Source organism: Kordiimonas lipolytica (genome assembly GCF_001550065.1).
The window spans coordinates 12,527-30,230 of the sequence record NZ_LRUB01000013.1; the positions used below are offsets into that span (position 1 = coordinate 12,527).

Below are 17,704 nucleotides of genomic sequence, written 5' to 3' on the forward strand. Positions count from 1 at the left end.
CCTGTCAGCCTTTAGGCGGCTTTGGAAAAAAGGCGCTGGTGCGCTTGATGTAATCCGCGTAATCGGGCCGGCGCTTCTTCAGCGATTTTTCCAGAAGCGGTACGCCCGACCATTTCATCAGGAGGAAGGTCATAAGCGCAGGCGTGAACACTAGCGTCAGGTCATGGCCGATCAGCCATAGGCCCCACCAGACGCAGGCATCGCCGAAATAGTTCGGGTGCCGCGTCCAGGCCCAAAGGCCAGTGTCCAGCACCTTGCCTTCACTCAAAGGGTCTGCCTTGAAGCGTGAAAGCTGCCAGTCGCCCACCCATTCAAAGAAGGCACCGAGGGCCCAAAGAGCCGCTCCCGCGTAGGCCCAGCCGTCAAGGCCGCGCGCGGGTTCTGCCAATAGCCCTATAACCGGTGCTGCGATGACCAGAATAAGCGCGCCCTGCATGCCGAAGACAAACCAGGCCGTGAATATATGGCGGCTGACGCCTGTGCGGGCGCCGATGATTTTCACATAGCGCGGGTCTTCGCCATGGGCCAGATAGCGCCTGAACAGATAGACGGAAAGCCGCACAGACCAGGCCGCCAGCAGAGCTAGTACCAGCGTTTGCGCGGGGCCAAGGGCGGGAAGTGTTGTCGCGCCCGCGCCCGCTGCGATCAGGAATCCCGTACCCCAGAAGGCATCGATGAAGCTCACGTGCCCGCGCAAGATGCTGATGATCCAAAGGGCCAGAAGGCTGGCGGCAAGAGCGGTTGCGCCTGTTAAATAGATGTCGGTCATTCGTGCTCCCCAGGGTGTGTTCGGACAGTGTACGAAATTCTATGTCAAATCGATCAAAAATCCGAAGTTTGTTGGCGCGGGCGGCTGCACCATGTATAGGAAAACGGGTTGGAACAAGGATCAGATGTGACAGAACAGGCAACCATTATCGATTTTTTGGGTGCCAGCCTACGGGGGCTGGAAGCCTCCGGCCGTGCTATTTTGAGCCCCAACCAGCAGAAGCTGGCGGATGATATTGCAGACGCGCTTGATCGCGAGCTCGAGGACATGGTCAGCCAGCTTGAAGCTGTCGCCTCCTGCCAGCAGGAAGAAGACCTGGAAGACGATACGCCGGAAGAAGAGCTGCCCCCTTTCGCTGCTTTCTGTGCTGGTCTTCGCCGTATTGGCACCACGCTTCTGCCGCATCTAGTGCATGAATTTGTGAGGTTATGCGAAAGTCGCGATGTCCCAACCGGGCCATTCCGCTGGATTATCCAGGCACGCGCCGACGCCTTTGTTGCCTACTTGCTGCAACTGGCGCAGGTGCATGGTCTGGCGTTTGATGACACGCTCACAAAGGTGGGGCGGACAGAGCAGATCGCGCTTGCAAATCTGGGGGCGGACCTTCGGGTGGCCATGCAGAGAGAGCTTGAAGGGCTTGACTAAAGCCCTAAAAATTGTTCAGCAATTGTTCAGACAGCCCTTGGTAGGGTAGCCGTGAAATGAGACGAAAGGTGAGACAGAAAATGAAACAAAAATCCCTGTTCTCCGCGGCATTAGTAGCAGTACTCGCGATTTCTTTCGGCACGACGTCTGCGGACGATGACGGTGAAAAAGAAAAGACGCGGGGCGAAAAACGCCTTGAGCGCATTCTTGAAAAATATGAGCCAACGGGCGAAACGCGTCACTGCGTGCCGCTCCGGTACCTGCGGGATTCGCAGATTATCGACGATCAGACCATCTTTTTCCATGGGCTCGGCAAAAAGGCCTATATGAACAGGATGCCGCATCGCTGCATCAGTCTGGCGCGGGAAGAGCGCTTTATGTACAGCACCTCGATTTCCCAACTGTGTAAGTCGGAGATCATCACAGTACTCGACAGTTTTGGGCGTCAGTGGGGCAGCTGTGGTCTTGGCGAGTTCGAGGAATGGCAGAAGAAACCAAAGTCGGACAAGAATGACGAGTAACTGAGTCTCTCATCCAGTGCTTATTTAAGCGAAAGTTTAGGAAATCCGGGGGCTTCAGGCCCCCTTTTTGCGTTTTGTCGCAGGCGAATGGCGTCCCGTCGCATTCACATTCCGCATTATAATATAACAGGTCATACCGTGTCGTAACGATATAAATGGATACGACGCGAGGAAACCCGTTCCATGAAACTTACAGAAAAAAGCCTGAAGAATCCGGCGGCTGTCATCGTGGTGGCTGCCATGGCGCTTGTACTGGGTGCCGTGATGCTGACCAAACTGCCTGTGCAGCTGTTCCCGGCAATTGAGCGCCCGCAATTGGCCGTGCAAGTGTTCTGGCGCGGCGCCAGCCCGTCTGAGATCGAATCAGAGATCATCGAGCCCGTTGAAGAGGTGATGCAAGGCATCCCGGGCCTTGAGGAGATGCGCACCTTCTCGAACAACAGCTTCGGCTTTGTATCGCTGGAGTTCGCGCTTGAATCAGACATGGACCGCACGCTGATCGACGTGATCAGCCGTATCAACCGCTTGCCGCCCCTACCGGCAGATGCGGATCGGCCACGTATCCTGATGAACGGCGGCAACCCGACGGGTGAGACGCTGATCTATCTGTTCACACAGTTCCGCGACGGCAGCTCGCTGCCGCAGGACCAGTATGTCAATTTCATCCAGGACGAGGTGGTGCCACAGCTTGAAAGCGTTGAAGGCGTGGCCGATATTTCCGTGGAAGCAGGCGCGGGGTTTGGCGAAGAACTGCGCATCGAATTTGATGCCATCCGGGCTGCCGAACTGGGCATTAATGTTAATGCCATCGCGCGTCTTGTGGGCCGCACGGTCGACAGCTCAGGCGGCTTTCTTGAGGTGGGCCGTCGGCGCTATATGCTGAATTTCCAGGGCCGGTACGAGCCCGAGGAACTGCGCGCCCAGATCCTGGATTGGCGCGATGGGCGTCCGATCACCCTTGGCGATATCGCCACCGTTGAAGTGGCGCCACCAGACGCGCGCCAAGTGGTGTACCAGAACGGCAACCCGGCCGTGGGTATGCGCGTGATCCGCGAAAGTGGCGCCAACGTGCTTGCCACCATTGATCGCCTGACCGAAAAGCTGGATGAGATGAACAGCGGCATGCTGGCCGAAAAAGGCATCGCGATTGAAAAATCCTTCGATCCGTCGGTCTTTATCAAGCGTGCGATCAACCTGCTGTCCACCAACCTGGTGATCGGCATCCTGCTGGCGGTGGGTGTGCTGTGGTGGTTCTTGCGCCAGATGCGCGCCACGCTTCTGATCGCACTTACGATCCCTGTGTGCCTTTTGACCACAATCATCGTGCTGGCAATGTTCGGGCGCACGGTGAATGTGATCTCGCTTGCGGGCCTCGCCTTTGCTACAGGGATGGTGCTTGATGCTGCCATCGTGGTTCTGGAGAACATCGTGCGACTTCGCGAGCGCGGCGAAAAACCACGCATCGCATCCCTGCTGGGGGCCGGGCAGGTGTGGGGTGCGCTTTTGGCTTCCACCACCACAACCGTGGCTATCTTTGTGCCGATCCTGTTCCTGAAGGACGTGGAAGGCCAGCTGTTCGCCGACTTGGCACTGACGATCGCCATTGGTGTTGGCCTGTCGCTCATCGTGGCGGTTACTGTGCTGCCTGTGGCGGCAGAAGCCTGGCTCAAGAAGCTTCCGGCCAACGAGGCCGCTGGCGCGCGAGCCAAGCGTTTCTCGGGCAAGCTGATGCGTCTCACGGGCACACCCATGCGCCGCGTGGGTCTGATCGTGGGCCTGATGGCGGGTGCGGTTGGCCTCAGCTACAGCCTGTTGCCCAACATGAACTATCTGCCGCCGGTGAAACGGGACGCAGTTGACGCCTTCGTCTCCTTCCCGTCTGGCGCCAACACAGAAACCATCGAACGCGAGATTGTCAGCGTCATCGTTGACCGGTTGAAGCCCTATATGTCGGGTGAAAAGGAACCGGCGCTGAGGAACTATTATTTCATCACCTTCCCGAATGGACAGGGTGGGTCACTGGGCATTCGCGCGAAGGACCAGAACAAGGTCAAAGAGCTTGAGAAGCTGGTGAATGAGGAAATCCTCGTGGGCTTCCCGGATGTGTTTGCTTTCGGCCAGCAGGGCAACCTGTTCGGCGGCTTCGGTGGCAATGGCTCTGTGCAGCTGCACCTGCAGTCGCGTGATCTGGACGGCCTCAGGGACGCGACCATGACAGCCATGCAGCTGGTGCAGGAAAACCTGCCGGGTGCCCGCGCACAACCGAACCCGGATCCGAATGTGGTGTCGCCTGAGCTGAAAGTGGTGCCCAACGACCGCCGCCTGGCTGAAGTCGGCTATACCCGTGGTGACGTTGCGCGCATCATCCGGGCGCTTGGTGACGGCCTGTGGCTTGGCGAACATTTCGACGGCGAACGCCGTGTGGACATGATCCTGAAGTCGCAGGACTGGGCGGAGCCCGAAGCGCTTGAAAGTGTGCCTTTGGCCACGCCGCGTGGTGGCACGGTGCTGCTGGGTGACCTTGTATCGATCGAACGCAGCGTGGGCCCAAGCTTTGTCCAGCGCGTGGACCGCAAGCGGACCGTGACGCTCAATATCAACCAACCCGAAGGCATGGCGCTTGAAGACATGATCGCAGTGCTGAAGGACAAGGTTGAGCCTGAGCTTCGCCCCCTTATGCCGACTGACGGCACCATCAGCTATGGCGGCAGCGCAGATTCGCTTGAGCGGGCCGTTAGCTCGCTGGCTCTCAACTTCGTGCTGGCCCTGGGCCTGCTGTTCATGATCCTTGCGGCGCTCTTCAAGTCCGCCAAGGACGCCATCTTTGTGGTGATCACCATTCCGCTGGCTACAGTTGGCGGTGTGCTGGCGCTGCGCCTCCTGAACCTGGTGTCCTTTGCGCCGCTTGATCTCCTGACCATGATCGGCTTCATCATCCTGCTGGGCCTGGTGGTCAATAATGCCATCCTGCTGGTGGCCCAGACCCGGGCGGGCGAAGCCGAAGGGCTGACCCGTGACGAAGCGGTAGAGCGGTCTCTGGCGCTTCGCCTGCGGCCGATCTTCATGAGCACGCTGACATCCATCATGGGCATGCTGCCGCTGGTGCTGTTCCCCGGTGCGGGTAGCGACATCTACCGCGGCATGGCCACCACAATCGTGGGCGGCATGGCCGTTTCCACCATCTTTACCCTGGTTCTGCTGCCGTGTCTGTTGCGGTTCAAGGAACTGGGCATGATCGGGGCCCTGTTCGCCCGCCTGCGCGGCCGCACATTGCACCCTGCTGAATAAAATAAAAACGCGAGGAACTGAGAGATGACTATGACAATGGCAAAAGCCAAAATCCCCCTGAAAGGAACCCTTGTGGCGGTTCTTGCCGCCGCAAGCCTGTTCACCGGTGCCGCCAGCGCCCAGCAGCGCCAGATGCCGCCAGCGCTTGTGGAAGTGGCGGAAGCCAGCAATGAGATGATGGCGCCGCAAACCTACCTGCCGGGCACGGTGGTCAGCCTGAACGACAGCCGTATCTCTGCCGAAATCGCAGGCCGCGTTGTCTGGATCGCCAGCGAAGGCACGCTGCTTAAGGAAGGCGATGTGATCGCCGAGATTGACGACAGGAACCAGACGCTGGCTCTCGCGCGCAACAAAAGCCAGGTGTCGCGTCTGGAAGCTCGCATCCAGTATCTGGAAAGCGACCTGAAGCGCCTCAAGGAACTGGCGGCCAACAACAATATTCCGTCCAGCCGCCTTGAGGAGGCTGAAAGCACCCTTGCCATGACCCGCGAGGAGCTTTCCCAGGCCCGCGTAGCGGTGGAACAGGCGAAGATTGATCTGGACCGCACCAAAGTGCGCGCGCCGTTCCCGGGCCGCGTGGTGGAGCGCCTCGCGCAGATTGGTGAATATTCTTCCCCCGGTCGCCAGATTGTGCGTCTGGTTGATACCGAGCATCTGGAAGTATCCGCTCAGGCGCCGGTAACGCTTGCCCGCGTGCTGAATGACGGCCAGAAGGTGGTGATCCGTGAGGATCAGCTTGTGGCGGACACGAAAATCCGGGCCCTGGTGCCTGTGGGTGATGCGCTGAGCCGCAGCATGGAACTTCGCGTCAGTCTGCCTGCAAGCGGCCACTATGTGGTAGGTGCGGCATTGCAGGTTGGCGTGCCTGCGAACACGCCCGAGCAGGTGGTGGCGGTGCCGCGCGACGCGCTGGTACTTCGCCGCGAAGGCACTTATGTGTTCCGTGTGAAGGAAGATAATACGGCTGAGCGCCTGATGGTGACCACAGGTGCTGCCACAGGCCGCTTTGTCGCTGTAACCGGTGGCATCGAAAGCGGGGACCGCGTGGTGGTGCGCGGCGGTGAACGCCTGCGCGAAGGCCAGGCGGTTGAACTGCGCGGCGGTGTGAACCTCGCAAGTGGGCGCTAAGGGCGCCCACCTGTTCCGAGTAGCCATATGGACAAAAAGCCAAAAAACAGTGTTGGCCCCAAAAAGCCTGTTGGCGAAGCCCCTAACGGGTCCCATAATGCCCCTGCACAATCAGCGGATGACCGGAGAACCGGTCCCGTTGAGGTGCCGGGGCTTCTTGATTTAGTCCTCGAAGAAGAAAAACGCCAAAAGGCAAATCAGGGGGCTGCCGCCGACATGGATCGTTTCTTTGGGACCAAAGAACGCACGTTCTGGACTTTCCAGATATTGGGCTGGACAGGCTACGGCCTTGTTCGTTCCTTCACTGCATTTGCGATCGGGTTTGACCTGCGCTTCTATTCCATTCTGATTCTGGTGGCGATCCTGATTGGCCTGACCATGACAACAGGGCTGCGCTATCTATACCGGTTCGCCAAGGACTGGTCGTTGCCGCTGCTGCTGCCGCTTGTGGTCATAACCTGTGCCACACTTGGGCTCATGTATTCCTATATCGAGGTGTCACTCGGGCCGATCCTGATCCCATATTTTTCGCAGGCTTCCGGGCTTGGGCTATTCTCAAATGCCATGTTTGAAGCCACGACGCTCTTTGCCTGGTCGGCCATCTATTTCGGCTACCATTTCTATACAGGCATGCAGGAACAGAAGGAGCAGGCGCTGAAGGCAACGGCCATGGCGCACCAGGCACAGCTGAAGATGCTGCGCTACCAGCTGAACCCGCACTTCCTGTTCAACACCCTGAATGCCATCTCCACCCTCGTGCTTGAGAAGTCCGAAGAGGACGCCAACAAGATGCTGACGAAGCTCTCAAGCTTCCTGCGCTTCACGCTGGTGAACCAGCCAACGCAGCGTATCCCGCTGGATCAGGAACTGCACGCGCTGGGGCTTTACCTGGAGATTGAAAAGGTCCGCTTTTCAGACCGGCTGAATGTGGAGTTTGATATCGATGAACAGGCGCGGTCCGCACTGATCCCAAGTCTTCTGCTGCAGCCGCTTATTGAAAACGCCATCAAATATGCCATCGCACCGGAAATCGATGGCGGCACCATCAAGGTGGAAGCGCGTGTGGAAAACGGCTGGCTGAAGATCGGGCTGAAGGACAGCGGGCCGGGAATAGACGACCTCAACAATATCGTCAGTCAGTCGGGTTCGGGCGTGGGCATTACCAACACCAAGGAACGCCTGCACCAGATTTACGGGCCAGACCACCTGATCATGCTGGAAAACCTGGAGCCGAAAGGCCTTGGTATCTTTATCGAAATTCCTTGCGAACGAAAGAAACAAACTTAAACTTCAAAGCGGGCCGGATTTTCCAACCACAGAGCTCGCAGCAAAACTGACCGGGGTAGGAACATGGGGAAAATACGCACTATTCTTGTGGATGATGAGCCACTGGCACTGCGCGGCCTGAAGATCAGGCTTGAGAAATTCGACGATATCGAGATCATCGGCACCTGCTCGAACGGGCGGGAAGCGGTGAAATCCATCAAGGAAATGAAGCCGGATCTGGTTTTCCTGGATATCCAGATGCCGGGCTTTGACGGCTTTTCGGTCCTGCGCTCGCTGGTGGGCGAGGCGGAAATCCCGCTTGTTGTGTTCGTCACCGCCTATGACCAATATGCGCTCGATGCGTTTGAGGCCCACGCGCTTGATTACCTTCTGAAGCCGGTTGAGGAAGACCGTCTGGCGGAAGCCATCACCCGCGTGCGCGAGGCTATCAGCCAGCGTATGGCGATTGAACAGAACGCCAAACTGGTGGAACTGATCGAAGGCATGGACGAGCCGTCGAAGGAGGCGCTGACCGCTATTCTGGAACAGCCGGTGGAAAGCCATGATGACCGCTTCGATCCGCACCTGCGCATCAAAGACCGCGGCCATATCACCATCGTTAGTGTCTCTGACGTGGAATATATCGACGCGGCGGGGGACTATATGTGCATCCATGTAGGCGAGAAAACGCATATCTTGCGCGAGACCATGAAGACCATGGAAAAGCGGCTCGATCCCAAGATTTTCCAGCGTATTCACCGTTCCACCATCGTGAACCTTGATAAGGTGCGAGAAGTGAAACCCCATTCGAACGGCGAATGCTTCCTGACGCTTGAGGGTGGCACCGAACTGAAGGTCAGCCGGTCCTACAAGGATGTGGTTGGACGTTTTTTATAGGGATAGGTTTCTAGTCATGGAAACTGAGGTATTGGCATTGGTCGTTTCTGGTGCTTCGGCTGTAATAGCAGGGGTGTCTGCATTCTATTCCTATAGGTCTGACGTTAGGTCCAAGCGCGCCATCCAAGAAGCATCGGCGGGTGTCGATTTATACCTTGAGGAATATTTTAAGAAGTATGAGGGAGGGAAGGAGTGCTTTTTCTTTGATCTTTCTATTTCAAACCCCGCTACGCGATCATTTTCAATTAGCGACATTGAGCTCAGAATACTGATAATGCGCTATTCAGAAAGTATTCGAACTGTGATCCTTAAGCCGGATAAGGTTGATTGGCAGGAAGGCGAAAATGAAGGCAGTGGCGATATCTTTTATCTGGAGGCAGGTCAAAAAAAGAGCTTTAAAGTTGAATTTTCTGCTTCAAAATTGAATGATATTGAGAAGGACGAGACCAAATCCTACGAGTTGCTAGTGAGGGATACACGAGGTCAGATTTCTTCTTTGGGCTTTAAATTAATTAGGACCAAGTGATTGCTTAGGTATGCTCTATCTGGCTACCGATCCAGAGTTTTTGATGGTGTGCCGGTCAAAATAACGAACTTTGGGTTGGTGGGGCACCCTGGTTGGGGTGATAGTGCTCTAGTACCATTCGTAACTGTTGATACAACTGATTGTCCGCAACTGCATGACCTGATCGAACACCATAGACGGGAAGCTGTTTCAGGCGATGTTCGTACAACTTGGGGGTTTCTAAAACGCAAACGCGATACAAAGCTGTTTTTACAGTTTCTACAGCCTGTTGAGTTGTCGATAGTCCTTTCGTTTGATTTACAAAACGAGTATCAACAGATAGATCATATTGTGGCATCTGGCGGCTTTTTCATACAGTCCTCATTGGTGGCGACAAAGCCCTCTGAAGGAATCGAGGCGTCCTATATCACCGTTGATGTGAATGCTGATTTTCCTGAATGGCCGAAACTTTTCGAAAAATATGCGGCCAAAAAACTTCGAGCTCAAGGACTAGGCAAGAAAGAAGCAGCCGAAGCAGCTAAGAAAGAACGTTTTGAGTTGGCTAGGTTTCGAGTTGGGTTTCGCCGCTAAAAGCCCCCTTTACGTGCAGATAGTAGTGCGCTGCTAGAAACAAATAATTCGAGTGCTTTTAGTGAAGTGAGGCTGCTGAATAGGTCGTCGAAGGGAAATCACATGACCACAATCGCAGAAATTTGGCGGTATCCGGTGAAGGGCCTGACGGGCCAGCGGCTTGAGACAGCCCAGCTGGAACCAGGCGGAGCGATTGCGGGTGACCGCGCCTTTGCCATCCGCCACGGCAATACCGAGTTTGACCCGGGTGCCCCAAAGCATCTGCCGAAAACCAAATTCCTTGCGCTGATGACCCACGCGGAGCTCGCGGCCCTTGAGGTCAGCTTCAGCGGCGAAGGCGACGTGATGACCGTCTCGAAGGACGGCGAGCTGCTGTTCCACGGCAGCTTGCGCGACCCGGACGAAGTGCACCGGCTGGATATCATGATGGCAACCTATATGGGTGACCGCGCAAAGGGTGCGCCGCACCTTGAAAGCGCGGAAGGCCACATGTTTTCAGACGTGCCGGAAAAGGTGCTGTCTGTTGTGAACCTCGCGAGCGTGAAGGCGCTCGGTACCCACGTCGGCGAGGCGCTTGATCCGCTTCGCTTCCGCGCGAACCTCTATCTGGACGGCTTGCCCGCCTGGGCGGAGCGCGACTGGGAGAAGGGCAGGCTGTTCACCGCGGGCGATGTAACGCTCAGGCTGATGAAACCCATCGTGCGCTGTAACGCCACCAACGTGAACCTGAAGACCGCGGAAGTGGACCAAAACCTGCCCAAGGTGCTGCAGCAGGAGTTTGGCGCCAATCTGATGGGCATCTACTGCACGGTGGAAAGAGCCGGTGTTATCAAGCTTGGCGACCCGTTCATGCCTGTGGATTGATGCTTATGGGTTGCTCCTGATGTCACCCTGAACTTGTTTGGCGTGCCGCCCGCTTCGCGAACAGGGTCTATCTTTCTTCCTCGCCTGCTACCGGATGTGTTCCTGGATGCTGAAACAAGTTCAGCATGACGAATTCTGGTGCTTCGCGGCCCATTCTTCTTTTGTGATTTCCCACACCAGTGACGCTCGGGTGCTGCCGTCAGGCCGGGTGCTGGTGATTTCGCCTTTGCGCACAAACCCAAGATAATCCAGAAGCTTTGCGGTGCGGATATTATCAAGCGCGGCGGTTTCCACGATCAGGTCCAGCCCAAGGGCGTCGAACATCCAACCGAAGCTCATCGCCGCGCCCATCTGCCCGCGCCCCTTGCTTTGCATGTCGGGGTGCACGGCACCGCCCAGCTCCCCCGCCGCCCACTGCGGCCAGAAGCTGAAATCGCTGTAGCCGACAATACGGCCCGTGGCGTCCAGGTTCAGGAACATCAGCCCCACACCTTTCTCGCGCTCGCGCTCGTGCGCTTCGATGAAGGCGCGCACGCTCTCCACCGTAAGCGGCCGGGGCAGGGTGTAGATGGGGGCGTAAACCTTGGGGTCGGAAAGGAAGGCGTGGAAGGCTTCAGCGTCATCCGGGGTGGCGAGCCGCGCCGCCCGGTCTGGCGTTGGCATGCTGGTGGCTGCGCGCACCGCGCTGCGGATGGCATCAGCCCGCGCGTCTGAAACCTTGTTGCGTGTGATTGGCGTGCCGCTGTCTTCTGCCATCTGTCTGCCCCCAAGTTTGTCTTAACCGTGAAATGGGGCAGGGCGCAGTGGTTTCAATGGCGGCGGCCATTGCGGGCCGTGGTCAGTTATAGGGCCGCGTGAAGTGATACTGGGCAGAACAGCGCCGACCGTTCACCATGCTGTCGAATGTACCGAAATAGGTGACATACTGGCCATATAGGCTGGTGGACATGGTGCTTGGATATCCCTGGCCCGCATTGGCCCACACGGGGCAAGGCCGGATGGTTGGGATGGGCGTGAAACGCTGGCCTGCCGGGATGGTGGGGCGGGTGTCCGCATGGCGACTTGACCGCCCGCGATGCCTGTGGCCGATGTCATCGTCCTGATAGCGGCGAATTATGGCGCGTTTACGCTCCAGGCATTCGTTGCTGTAGCCAACAAAATCGCCATCCGCGTCATAAACGCTGCATTCTTCATAGTCGCCGTCTGAAAGATATTGCGCCGATGCCGGCGCGGCCCAGAAAGCGCCGCCAGCAGCAAGCACAAAAATGGAAAACAAGCGGGTCATCGACTGTCTCCTTTCACGCCCCCAAGCGCATGAAAGGGTACAATAGTTTAGCCAAAGGGCCAAATTGTGGCGGAATGCCTGGGCCTAGACCTCGGGCATATGCTCCATCAGGCGGGGGCCAAGGCGCACGGGCTCAATGCGTTTCGCCAGCCCCGTGCGGTCGTCGGTTTCCACAAAGGTGCCGCACACGGTGGCTTCGCCGCCCGCAGGGGTGAAACGTTCCTTGTTCATGCGGGAAACGAACCGGTTGATCGGCTCAGCCTTGTCCATGCCGATCACGCTATTATAGTCCCCGCACATGCCGGCGTCGGTCTGGTAGGCCGTGCCTTTATCGAAAATTTGGCAGTCCGCCGTGGGGATATGGCTGTGGGTGCCAACAACAAAGCTCACGCGGCCATCCAGATACTGGCCCAAGGCCATTTTCTCGGACGTTGCTTCGCCGTGGAAATCCACGATGATGGCATTCACCGTCACGCCCAGGCGGTATTTGGTCAGCACCTTATCGATGGCGCGGAACGGGCATTCAAGCGCGTTCATGAACACGCGGCCCATGGCGTTGATCACCAGCACCTTCTTGCCCCGTGGCGCATCATAAACGGCATAGCCGCGGCCGGGCGTGCCTTCGGGGTAGTTGATGGGCCTCAGGATGCGGTTGTCGTTATCGATAACGGAAAGGATGTCTTTCTGGTCAAACGTGTGGTTGCCGCCGGAGATCACATCAGCGCCTGACTGGATGACCGCGCCGGCGATCTTGCTGGTGGTGCCAAAGCCCGAGGCCGCGTTTTCTGCGTTCACCACAACAAAATCCAGCTTCAGCTTTTCGCGAAGATCGGGAAGGGCGTCGATGGCGGCGGTCCGTCCAGCACGGCCCATCAGATCGCCAAGGAATAATAGTCGCATAGGTACCTGTTTTTCTTTTTTGTTAACCGCACAGGGCGAATAGCGGGCGCTATACGCTCATTTTGCGGGGCAGGATCACGCCTTCTTCCGTAATCACGCCCTGCAGCGGCCAATCGTGCGCTTCTCGGGGAACATGATCAACGATTTGGGCGCCAAAGGCAAAGCCAAATGCTTTAATTTCTGTGTGGGCGGCCAGCGTTCGGTCGTAAAACCCGCCGCCCCAGCCCAGGCGGTAGCAGTCTTCGTCGTAGGCAAGCAGCGGCACGATCAGCGCGTTGGGCACCACCTCAGGCGCGTCTGTGCAAGGATGCTGGGTGCCGAAGCTGCCAGCCTCCAGCGGGTCGCCCACGCCCCACAGACGGAATGTCAGCGGCTGGTCTTTCCCAGTCACGACCGGCAGGGCTGTGCGATATCCCGCGCGTTCAAGCGCGCTCATCAAAAAGCGGGGGTCAAGCTCGTCCCCCATGGGCCAATAGGCGCCGATGATGGCGTGCTTCTCAAAGCTTGAAAAAAGCCCCATGCCGTGCGTCGCGGCCTTCTCGGCTGCCTCAAGCGCATACATCTGATGTGCGCCCATGCGGATGCGCTTGGCATTTTCACGCATGGTCGATTTGTCTTGGCTGATTGTCATGACTGACCCTGGAAAAGAGAAGGGTGCGGGACCGCCTCTGCCGCGTTGACGTATGTATCCTCCGTAGCCTGATAAATCAGGTGGGTGCCGTTAATAGTAAGGACCACGGTCCGAACCAGGGACAGCTCCCTAGGAGAATTTATAGCCCCGGGGATTACTGCATATCGTGCGCACAGCGCAGAACCCGCGCCGTGTATTTAGGCGTTCGCGAGCTTTTCTGCAATAGCTTCCACGTCTGAGGACACCTCATTAAGCACGCTGGCGAGGTCTTCTTCACTGAGCGCGCCCATGATCCCTGCGCCGCCCTGGCCTTCAAGGGCTTCATGCAGTTCATCCGCAATCAGGATGGCGGCCATCAAAAGCAGTTTGTTTTCAGCTACATGGCCCAATTTGCCTGAAAGGTCCTTGGCTTTGGTGTCTACATAGCCCGCCAGTTTGCGCAGGCGCTCCTCGCCGCCTTCACCGCAGGCAAGCGGGTAGGATTTTCCGGCAACATCAACATTGATCTGGGCCATCAGGCGTCTCCCACAATGGTTTCAAGCTGTCCGATGGCGCCGTCAAGCTCACTGCGAATCTCATCGCGTTCGGCTTTCAGGGCCATAACAGCCTTCTTCAGTTCTGCATTCTCGGCCGCCATTGCACTGTCAGCGTCCCCGCCATCGCTGCTTGCAGCAGCCTGGGCCGCGAGCCGGTCTTCAAGGCCTTCCATCTCGTCCTGCAGCGTGGCGTACTGGCGCTTCAGGAGGCCGTAATTCTGCTCAATCGCGGCTTTTTCTTCCGCAAGCGTCGCCATCGCGGCGTCTGTGTCTGCGCCGTTGTCCTGAAGTGACAAGGTCGCCACCTGCTCATGCAGCTTGAGGTTTTCCTGTTCAAGCGCGCCCACGCGGCTCTCAAGTGTGGCTTTTTCCGCCCGCATCTTCTCAGCTGTGATTTTGGCGGCGCGTGCCGTGGCGACTTCCTGCGCCAGATGCGACATGGCGGCTTCGAGTCGCGACCGTGCGGCCTCAAGGACGTCGTTTTTTCTGCTTTCACTCATTATCGGTAGTCCCCCTGCGGCAGTGCCTGTTCAGCAACATGCAAAACACCGGATTCGGCTGGTTTCTGCCAAAGATAGGGGCGATGCCCCCCTGTCGTCAATCGCGCAGAAGGAGGCATTGTGCAATCAAACCGCCCAAAGGCCGCATCAAAAAGCGCTAGATGGTTGACTAAAGCGCGCTTCCTCGCCATTTTGGCCCCAATTTTTGGCCCCACTCAGCACGGGACAGGCCGCCGGTCCCGGGCTCAACATATAAGATGCTTTTGACCATGCCCGATTCAGAAATGCTGCAAGACGACATTCTCAACCAAAAAATGGCGAACGCGATCCGCGCTCTGTCGATGGACGCGATCCAGAAAGCCAACAGTGGCCACCCGGGCATGCCAATGGGTATGGCTGATGTGGCGACCGTGCTTTTCTCCAAATTCATGCGTTTCGACCCGAAGTGGCCGACCTGGCCAAACCGCGACCGCTTCGTGCTGTCTGCCGGTCACGGCTCGATGCTGATTTACTCGCTTCTGCACCTGACGGGCTATGAGCGCCCAACCATGGAAGACATCAAGAACTTCCGCCAGCTGCACAGCCCAACCGCCGGTCACCCTGAATTCGGTGAGTGCCCAGGCGTTGAGACCACGACTGGTCCGCTGGGCCAAGGCCTTGCGACATCCGTTGGCATGGCGATCGCTGAGCGTCTGTCAAACAAGGAATACGGCGACGATATCACCGACCACTTCACTTATGTGCTGGCCGGTGACGGCTGCCTGATGGAAGGTGTTTCCCAGGAAGCCATCTCGCTGGCGGGTCACCTGAAGCTCTCAAAAATGATCGTGCTGTGGGACGACAACTCCATCTCCATCGACGGTTCGACTGATCTGTCCACCAGCGAAGACCAGGCCATGCGCTTTGAAGCTGCGGGCTGGCACGTACAGGCTGTTGACGGCCACGACATGGAAGCCATTGAAGCCGCGATTGCCGAAGCGCAGCGCGCTGACCAGCCTTCTCTGATCGCCTGCCGCACCACCATCGGTTACGGGGCACCGAACAAGCAAGGCACGTCCGCAACCCACGGCGCACCACTGGGTGACGACGAGATTGCAGCAGCCCGCGACTTCCTGGGCTGGGACGCCGCCCCATTTGAAATTCCTGCCGACGTACTGGAAGCATGGCGCGCGGTTGGCGCGAAAGGCGCTTCGCTGTCCGCAGACTGGAAAGCCAAGTTCGAGACACTGGACGGCTTCGTGAAAGAAGATTTCGAGCGTCGCCTCAACAAAGACCTGCCAAAGGGCTTCACCGCTGCGATCAATGACTATAAAGCCAAGCTGGCGGCTGAGCCTGTGAAGGTTGCCACCCGCAAGGCAAGCCAGATGGCGCTTGAGGTAATCAACGGCGTGGTGCCTGAAACCATCGGTGGCTCTGCTGACCTGACGGGTTCGAACCTGACGAAAACCAGCCAGACTGATCCGATCCAGGCTGACGACTTCGGCGGCCGCTATATGTATTATGGCATCCGCGAGTTTGAAATGTGCGCCGCCATGAACGGTATCGCGCTTTATAACCAGCACATCCCGTACGGCGGCACCTTCATGGTGTTCACAGATTACGCTCGTCCGGCGATCCGCCTCGCGGCCCTGATGAAACAGCGCGCCATCTATGTGATGACGCACGACAGCATCGGCCTTGGCGAAGACGGCCCGACCCACCAGCCGGTGGAGCATCTGGCAAGCTTGCGCGCCATGCCGAACCTGAATGTGTTCCGCCCTTGTGACGCGGTTGAAACGGCTGAATGTTGGGCACTTTCACTTGAAAGCAAGGAAACGCCATCCATTCTGTCGCTGACGCGCCAGGGTACGATCCAGCAGCGCCTTGAGCACACAGAAGAGAACCTGTGTGCCAAGGGTGGTTACATCCTGCATGAAGCGTCGAACGGTGCGCCGAAGGTTGTGCTGATCGCATCCGGTTCCGAAGTTGAGCTGGCAGCAGCCGCGCGCGAGACGCTTGAAGCAGACGGCGTTCCAACCCGCGTTGTTTCCATGCCGTGCACGGAACTGTTTGACGCGCAGGACGCGGCTTACAAGGCTTCGGTTCTGCCGGAAGGCACTGTGCGTGCGTCCATCGAAGCAGGCTCGACCTACGGCTGGGCCAAATACACTGGTCTGGACGGCGTGAACATCGGCATGGACAGCTTCGGTGCGTCAGCGCCAGCTGAAGAGCTTTACAAATATTTTGGCATCACGTCGGACGCGCTGGTTGCAGCGGTTCGCGAGAAGCTTTAAACAGAGGCAAATTTTAGCCCACCCGATCTTTTGACCCTACTGGAGGACCCCGCGGATGACTGTTCGTGTTTCCATTAATGGCTTTGGCCGCATCGGCCGTAACGTACTGCGCGCTATCTATGAAAGCGGCCGCACCGACATTAAAGTAGTCGCAATCAACGACCTCGGCGACGTTGAGATGAATGCCTACCTTCTCAAGCGCGACAGCGTGCACGGCCCATTCCCGGGCGATGTTGCCGTTGACGGCGACAGCATTGTGGTAAACGGTGACCGTATCCGCGTGACCGCGATCCGCAACCCTGAGGAACTGCCATGGGGTGAGCTGGACGTGGACGTTGCCATGGAATGCACCGGCATCTTCACCGCGCGCGAAAAAGCTGCGATGCACCTGACGGCTGGCGCGAAGAAGGTTCTGATCTCCGCACCTGGCGCGAACGCTGACAAAACCATAGTATATGGTGTGAACCACCAGACGCTGACAGCTGACGACAAGATCGTTTCGAACGCATCCTGCACCACCAACTGCCTGTCGCCTGTTGCGAAGGTCCTCAATGACCTCGTGGGCATCGAGCGCGGTTACATGACCACAGTTCACGCCTACACTGGCGACCAGCCAGTTCTGGACACGCTGCACTCTGACCCACGCCGCGCCCGCGCCGCTGCCCTTTCCATGATCCCGACTTCCACGGGCGCTGCGAAAGCTGTTGGTCTGGTGCTGCCAGAGCTTGACGGCAAACTTGACGGTTCCGCTGTTCGCGTTCCAACGCCGAACGTATCCATGGTTGACCTGAAGTTTGATGCCGGCCGCGACACCACGGCCGAAGAAATCAACGCTGCGATCAAAGCGGCGGCTGAAGGCGAACTGAAGGGCGTTCTTGGCTATGAGGACATGCCTGCAGTTTCCATCGACTTCAACCACAACCCGAACAGCTCCACGTTCGACAGCAGCCAGACCAAGGTTATCGACGGCAAGTTCGTTCGTATCCTGACTTGGTACGACAATGAGTGGGGCTTCTCCAACCGCATGTCCGACACTGCGGTTGCGATGGCGAAGCTGGGCTAAGGCCCCGCACGGTTAATCAAATAGAGGGCGGCCCTTTCGGTC

18 protein-coding genes are annotated in these 17,704 nt (G+C 57.7%); 11 read left to right on the forward strand and 7 right to left on the reverse strand.

Translation table 11 applies throughout. The features are described from left to right. Nucleotides 1–4: 4 nt before the first annotated feature. Complete coding sequence (locus KORM41_RS07160) at nucleotides 5–769, reverse strand: DUF1295 domain-containing protein (protein ID WP_068146761.1); 765 nt, start codon at nucleotides 767–769, stop codon at nucleotides 5–7. 108 nt (nucleotides 770–877) lie between these two features. Between KORM41_RS07160 and KORM41_RS07165 the strand changes: the two genes are divergently transcribed. The 9 genes from KORM41_RS07165 to KORM41_RS07205 all read left to right on the forward strand — a co-directional run bounded on the left by KORM41_RS07165 (nucleotide 878) and on the right by KORM41_RS07205 (nucleotide 10,474). Continuing rightward, nucleotides 878–1,414 carry a hypothetical protein gene (locus KORM41_RS07165; protein ID WP_068146764.1) on the forward strand — a complete coding sequence of 179 codons (537 nt, stop codon included), beginning with the start codon at nucleotides 878–880 and terminating at the stop codon, nucleotides 1,412–1,414. A gap of 80 nt (nucleotides 1,415–1,494) precedes the next feature. Then, complete coding sequence (locus tag KORM41_RS07170) at nucleotides 1,495–1,935, forward strand: hypothetical protein (RefSeq protein WP_068146767.1); 441 nt, start codon at nucleotides 1,495–1,497, stop codon at nucleotides 1,933–1,935. A 183-nt stretch (nucleotides 1,936–2,118) separates the two neighbouring features. Further along, on the forward strand, nucleotides 2,119–5,223 hold the full coding sequence (locus KORM41_RS07175; RefSeq protein ID WP_068146771.1) for an efflux RND transporter permease subunit: 3,105 nt from the start codon (nucleotides 2,119–2,121) through the stop codon (nucleotides 5,221–5,223). Nucleotides 5,224–5,259: 36 nt separating this feature from the next. Beyond that, entirely contained in the window at nucleotides 5,260–6,351 is a 1,092-nt protein-coding gene (locus KORM41_RS07180) for an efflux RND transporter periplasmic adaptor subunit (protein ID WP_231727197.1), read from the forward strand. A 216-nt stretch (nucleotides 6,352–6,567) separates the two neighbouring features. Then, nucleotides 6,568–7,638, forward strand: a complete 1,071-nt coding sequence (locus KORM41_RS07185) for a sensor histidine kinase (RefSeq protein ID WP_197421020.1) — start codon at nucleotides 6,568–6,570, stop codon at nucleotides 7,636–7,638. Nucleotides 7,639–7,701: 63 nt separating this feature from the next. Then, the gene (locus KORM41_RS07190) at nucleotides 7,702–8,514 is read left to right on the forward strand and encodes a LytR/AlgR family response regulator transcription factor (RefSeq protein WP_068146778.1); all 813 of its coding nucleotides are present in this window, start codon (nucleotides 7,702–7,704) and stop codon (nucleotides 8,512–8,514) included. 16 nt (nucleotides 8,515–8,530) lie between these two features. After that, nucleotides 8,531–9,040 carry a hypothetical protein gene (locus tag KORM41_RS07195; RefSeq protein ID WP_156431928.1) on the forward strand — a complete coding sequence of 170 codons (510 nt, stop codon included), beginning with the start codon at nucleotides 8,531–8,533 and terminating at the stop codon, nucleotides 9,038–9,040. After that, nucleotides 9,041–9,610 (forward strand): hypothetical protein, encoded by a 570-nt coding sequence (locus KORM41_RS07200; RefSeq protein ID WP_068146786.1) that lies wholly within the window; start codon nucleotides 9,041–9,043, stop codon nucleotides 9,608–9,610. Nucleotides 9,611–9,712: 102 nt separating this feature from the next. Beyond that, entirely contained in the window at nucleotides 9,713–10,474 is a 762-nt protein-coding gene (locus KORM41_RS07205; RefSeq protein WP_068146788.1) for an MOSC domain-containing protein, read from the forward strand. 120 nt (nucleotides 10,475–10,594) lie between these two features. Here the strand turns inward: KORM41_RS07205 and KORM41_RS07210 are convergent, their stop codons facing one another. The 6 genes from KORM41_RS07210 to KORM41_RS07235 form a co-directional block, all read right to left on the reverse strand. Further along, entirely contained in the window at nucleotides 10,595–11,230 is a 636-nt protein-coding gene (locus KORM41_RS07210; protein ID WP_068146792.1) for a GNAT family N-acetyltransferase, read from the reverse strand. Between the two features lie 82 nt (nucleotides 11,231–11,312). Further along, nucleotides 11,313–11,759, reverse strand: coding sequence for a hypothetical protein (locus KORM41_RS07215; protein ID WP_068146795.1), 447 nt, complete (start codon nucleotides 11,757–11,759; stop codon nucleotides 11,313–11,315). Between the two features lie 84 nt (nucleotides 11,760–11,843). After that, nucleotides 11,844–12,659, reverse strand: a complete 816-nt coding sequence (locus KORM41_RS07220) for a TIGR00282 family metallophosphoesterase (protein ID WP_068146797.1) — start codon at nucleotides 12,657–12,659, stop codon at nucleotides 11,844–11,846. A 49-nt stretch (nucleotides 12,660–12,708) separates the two neighbouring features. Beyond that, complete coding sequence (locus KORM41_RS07225; RefSeq protein WP_068146798.1) at nucleotides 12,709–13,290, reverse strand: 5-formyltetrahydrofolate cyclo-ligase; 582 nt, start codon at nucleotides 13,288–13,290, stop codon at nucleotides 12,709–12,711. Nucleotides 13,291–13,487: 197 nt separating this feature from the next. After that, the gene (gene zapA, locus KORM41_RS07230) at nucleotides 13,488–13,805 is read right to left on the reverse strand and encodes a cell division protein ZapA (protein ID WP_068146799.1); all 318 of its coding nucleotides are present in this window, start codon (nucleotides 13,803–13,805) and stop codon (nucleotides 13,488–13,490) included. After that, nucleotides 13,805–14,326, reverse strand: coding sequence for a hypothetical protein (locus KORM41_RS07235; protein WP_068146801.1), 522 nt, complete (start codon nucleotides 14,324–14,326; stop codon nucleotides 13,805–13,807). Before KORM41_RS07235 ends, zapA begins: the two co-directional genes overlap by 1 nt. A gap of 284 nt (nucleotides 14,327–14,610) precedes the next feature. On the opposite strand from KORM41_RS07235, the gene tkt reads away from it, so the two are divergent. Both tkt and gap read left to right on the forward strand, forming a co-directional pair. Then, complete coding sequence (gene tkt / locus KORM41_RS07240) at nucleotides 14,611–16,599, forward strand: transketolase (RefSeq protein WP_068146967.1); 1,989 nt, start codon at nucleotides 14,611–14,613, stop codon at nucleotides 16,597–16,599. A gap of 55 nt (nucleotides 16,600–16,654) precedes the next feature. Beyond that, on the forward strand, nucleotides 16,655–17,662 hold the full coding sequence (gene gap, locus KORM41_RS07245; protein WP_068146804.1) for a type I glyceraldehyde-3-phosphate dehydrogenase: 1,008 nt from the start codon (nucleotides 16,655–16,657) through the stop codon (nucleotides 17,660–17,662). Nucleotides 17,663–17,704 lie beyond the last annotated feature (42 nt).

Coding starts and splice junctions, on each gene's coding strand:
- KORM41_RS07160 (WP_068146761.1), bottom strand. CDS start 769: ATGACCGACATCTATTTAACAGGCGCAACCGCTCTTGCCGCCAGCCTT.
- KORM41_RS07170 (WP_068146767.1), top strand. CDS start 1,495: ATGAAACAAAAATCCCTGTTCTCCGCGGCATTAGTAGCAGTACTCGCG.
- KORM41_RS07175 (WP_068146771.1), top strand. CDS start 2,119: ATGAAACTTACAGAAAAAAGCCTGAAGAATCCGGCGGCTGTCATCGTG.
- KORM41_RS07180 (WP_231727197.1), top strand. CDS start 5,260: ATGGCAAAAGCCAAAATCCCCCTGAAAGGAACCCTTGTGGCGGTTCTT.
- KORM41_RS07185 (WP_197421020.1), top strand. CDS start 6,568: ATGGATCGTTTCTTTGGGACCAAAGAACGCACGTTCTGGACTTTCCAG.
- KORM41_RS07190 (WP_068146778.1), top strand. CDS start 7,702: ATGGGGAAAATACGCACTATTCTTGTGGATGATGAGCCACTGGCACTG.
- KORM41_RS07195 (WP_156431928.1), top strand. CDS start 8,531: ATGGAAACTGAGGTATTGGCATTGGTCGTTTCTGGTGCTTCGGCTGTA.
- KORM41_RS07205 (WP_068146788.1), top strand. CDS start 9,713: ATGACCACAATCGCAGAAATTTGGCGGTATCCGGTGAAGGGCCTGACG.
- KORM41_RS07210 (WP_068146792.1), bottom strand. CDS start 11,230: ATGGCAGAAGACAGCGGCACGCCAATCACACGCAACAAGGTTTCAGAC.
- KORM41_RS07215 (WP_068146795.1), bottom strand. CDS start 11,759: ATGACCCGCTTGTTTTCCATTTTTGTGCTTGCTGCTGGCGGCGCTTTC.
- KORM41_RS07220 (WP_068146797.1), bottom strand. CDS start 12,659: ATGCGACTATTATTCCTTGGCGATCTGATGGGCCGTGCTGGACGGACC.
- KORM41_RS07225 (WP_068146798.1), bottom strand. CDS start 13,290: ATGACAATCAGCCAAGACAAATCGACCATGCGTGAAAATGCCAAGCGC.
- zapA (WP_068146799.1), bottom strand. CDS start 13,805: ATGGCCCAGATCAATGTTGATGTTGCCGGAAAATCCTACCCGCTTGCC.
- KORM41_RS07235 (WP_068146801.1), bottom strand. CDS start 14,326: ATGAGTGAAAGCAGAAAAAACGACGTCCTTGAGGCCGCACGGTCGCGA.
- tkt (WP_068146967.1), top strand. CDS start 14,611: ATGCTGCAAGACGACATTCTCAACCAAAAAATGGCGAACGCGATCCGC.
- gap (WP_068146804.1), top strand. CDS start 16,655: ATGACTGTTCGTGTTTCCATTAATGGCTTTGGCCGCATCGGCCGTAAC.